2 protein-coding genes are annotated in these 3,049 nt (G+C 71.8%); both read right to left on the reverse strand.

Annotation, left to right across the window (positions count from 1 at the left end; translation table 11 throughout):
* Positions 1-1,510: alpha-amylase family glycosyl hydrolase (locus IE273_RS42960; RefSeq protein ID WP_268257555.1), on the reverse strand; the 1,510-nt coding region annotated here is incomplete at its 3' end.
* A partial coding sequence (locus tag IE273_RS42965) for a pullulanase-associated domain-containing protein (protein ID WP_308437096.1) occupies positions 1,507-3,049 on the reverse strand: 1,543 nt, incomplete at its 5' end. The genes IE273_RS42960 and IE273_RS42965, both read right to left, overlap by 4 nt.

Below are 3,049 nucleotides of genomic sequence, written 5' to 3' on the forward strand. Positions count from 1 at the left end.
CGTCGTCGTCCAGGTAGTCCGGCACCCTGGACGCGAACATCGTCTGACGCGCGTCCTTATCACCCCCGGCACCGGTGAACCCCTGCTCGTCCCCGGAGTAGATCACCGGGTCGCCCCGCGAGAAGAACATCAGCTCATGGGCCAGGCGGTCCCGGCGCAGGAGCTCGGCGTCGTCCGCGCCGGGGTGGTCCTGGGTGACGAAGGCGCCGACGCGGCCCATGTCGTGGCTGCCGAGGAAGGTCACCTCGCTGTAGGCGTTGGTCTTGTCGGTGGTGTAGCGGTAGTCCTGCGCGAAGACGTCGGCGAGCCCGTCGGCCGCCCGGCCCTGGGAGGCGTACTGGCGGATGGCGTCCTGGAGGGGGAAGTCGAGGGTCGCGTCGAGCCGGCCCTGGCGTACGTACGGCGAGGTGACCGCGGGGTCGGAGGAGAGCGTCTCACCGAAGACGAAGAAGTTCTTCCGGCCCTTCTTGGCCGCATAGGCGTCGAGTGCCGTCGCCCACTGCGTCCAGAAGGCCATGTCGACGTTGCGGACGGTGTCGACGCGGAAGCCGTCGACGCGGAAGTCCCGGACCCACTTCTCGTAGATCTCCTCCATGCCGTGCACGACTTCGGGGCGTTCGGTCCACAGGTCGTCCAGACCGGTGTGGTCGCCGTAGAGGGTGCTCTCCCCGGCGAAGGTGGAGTCGCCGCGGTTGTGGTACATGGTCGGGTCGTTCAGCCAGGCCGGAACCTTCGTGTCCCGTTCGTCCGGGCCGACCTGGGGTGTGTAGGGGAAGCTGCGGGTGTCGACCTTCCGCATGCCCTTGCTGTCGTCGAAGGGGCGGCCTTCCGTGTCCAGGTAGGGGTAGGCGCCCTTGCCGCGGTACGCGAACTTGTGCTCGGTGTTGGTGACGGTGTCGGCCGTGTGGTTGGTGATGACGTCGAAGAAGACCTTCATCCCCTTCGCGTGGGCCTTGCGGATGAGTTCCGCGAGGTCCGCGTTGGTGCCGAAGTGCGGGTCGACGCGGGTGAAGTCGGTGATCCAGTAGCCGTGGTAGCCGGCGCTCTCTCCGTTGCCCTGCACCGGTTTGTTCTTGAAGATCGGGGCCAGCCAGATCGCGGTGGTGCCGAGCCCCTTGACGTAGTCGAGTTTGCTGATCAGCCCTTTCAGGTCGCCGCCCTGGTAGAACCCCTTGTCCGTGGGGTCGTACCCGGTGGCGGTGCGGTCGCCGGTCAGCCCTCCCCGGTCGTTGCCGGCGGAGCCGTTGGCGAACCGGTCGGGGAGGAGGAAGTAGAACTGTTCGCGGGTCATGTCGTGCCGGGCCGGCACCGCGGCCAGGCGGGCGTCGGACGGCGGAGCCGGCGGGCGGTCCGTGGCGCTCGCCGGCTGGGCGGCGTGCAGGGCCGTGGTCAGCAGTGCGGCGGTGAGGGCCACGGTGGCGGAGCGGGTGACGGCGGCCGGGAGGGTCCGGCCGCGCGGGCGTGCCGGTGGTCCACCCGGGTTGCCGCGGGCGGTGGGTGAGGGCGTCATGGTGCGGCTCTTTCCTTTCGTGCGGTGTGCTGGGGAGGTCGGCGCGGCGGCATCTGCACGGTCGTCGCGCCGAGCAGCGCCCCGTCCTGTCCTCGCTGGGTGGCGATCACCTGGCGGGCGGCCCGGGCCTCGGCGATCCGGTCGCGGTCGCGTGGGTCGAAGGTGAAGGCCTGGTCGTCCGCGAACTCCGGGTGGGCGGCCCGTTGCGCGTCGGTCAGGCGTCCGGGAACCAGCCGCAGCCAGTGGCCCTCGTCCGACAGGGCACCGTCCTGCACACGGATGCCGCCGTCGGGTGCGTACACGAGTTGCTGGCCGGCGACGCCGGCACCGGTACCCCGCCATACGACGGTGGTGTCGTCCAGCCAGGTCGCGGCCGACGTGCCGAGGTCCAGGCCGAAGGCGCCGCCGAGGGTGGGGGTGAGGTAGGCGCTGTCCCCGGCCACGCGCCAGACCTCGTGACCGTAGAGGGAGAAGTCGAGGGCCTCGTCGGAGGCGACGTCCTTCTCCTCCTTGTTGTGCAGGATGTAGCTGAGGGAGTCCGCGTGGTCGGTCAGCGGGACTTCGAAGACCAGGCCGAAGGAGTCCCGGCGCACCGGGCGGATCGGGTCGTTCCACTCCGGCGGGTGGGCGGCGCCCGTCCAGGCGTGCAGGCCCCAGCCGTCGTAGTCGCCGTCGGGGCGGTGGTAGTGGATGACCGCCTTCGCCGGGTCCTGGGCCGGGTAGGCGTCCTCGGGTCTGGTGGCCGTCACCGTGTCGCTGCCCTGCTCGGTCCACACCTCCGGTGCCGCGGCGAAGTCCAGCGTGCGCGCGGGGCCGTCGGTGACGCCGTCCTGCTCCACGGTGAAGGGGATCTCGGTGGAGCCCTCCGGCGGGGCCAGCCAGGCGAACGCCCCGTAGGCGTCCCGGCCGGTGAAGGCCGCGGTCCGGCCGTCGGCCGTGCGCAGCCGCAGACGGTCGTAGTCGCCGTCGGGGCGCTTGTAGTGGACGACGGCCCAGTGGCGTGCCGCCTTCGGTGCCGGAGTCGCCTCCGCCCGGCCGGCGGTCGTCGTGGCGAGGTCGGCGGCGGTCCGGCCGGCGCGGTCGACGACGACCGCCTTGTACCTCAGCGGTGTTCCCGCGGGAACGTCAGCGGCGATGTTCTGGGTGACCCGGTAGGGGGCGTGGTCGGCGGTGCCGAGCGTCTGCCACGGGCCGTTGCCGGCCTGGGCGGCGAAGACGACCCGCCGGTACGCGCCGCCGGTGACGTCGGCGGAGACCTCCACGGTTCCGTGGGCGCCCGCGCCGGGGACGGTGAGTTCGAGCGACGGCGCGGCCGTCGGCCGGTGCGGTGGCGGTACCGCCTGGTACACGACGGAGGACAGGGCCGGGATCGTCACGGTGACCTTGCCGTCGGCATCGCCGCGTGCCGTGCCGGTGGCCCCGTACAGCGCCCGGTACGGCGTGTCGGGCGAACCGGTCGGCACGGTGACGGTCCTGTCCTCGGTGGCGTTGTTGAAGGCGACCAGGTAGTCGCGTCCCGCGCGGACGTCGGTCCGGGAG

Source organism: Streptomyces olivaceoviridis (assembly GCF_014650115.1).
GTDB lineage: Bacteria > Actinomycetota > Actinomycetes > Streptomycetales > Streptomycetaceae > Streptomyces > Streptomyces olivaceoviridis.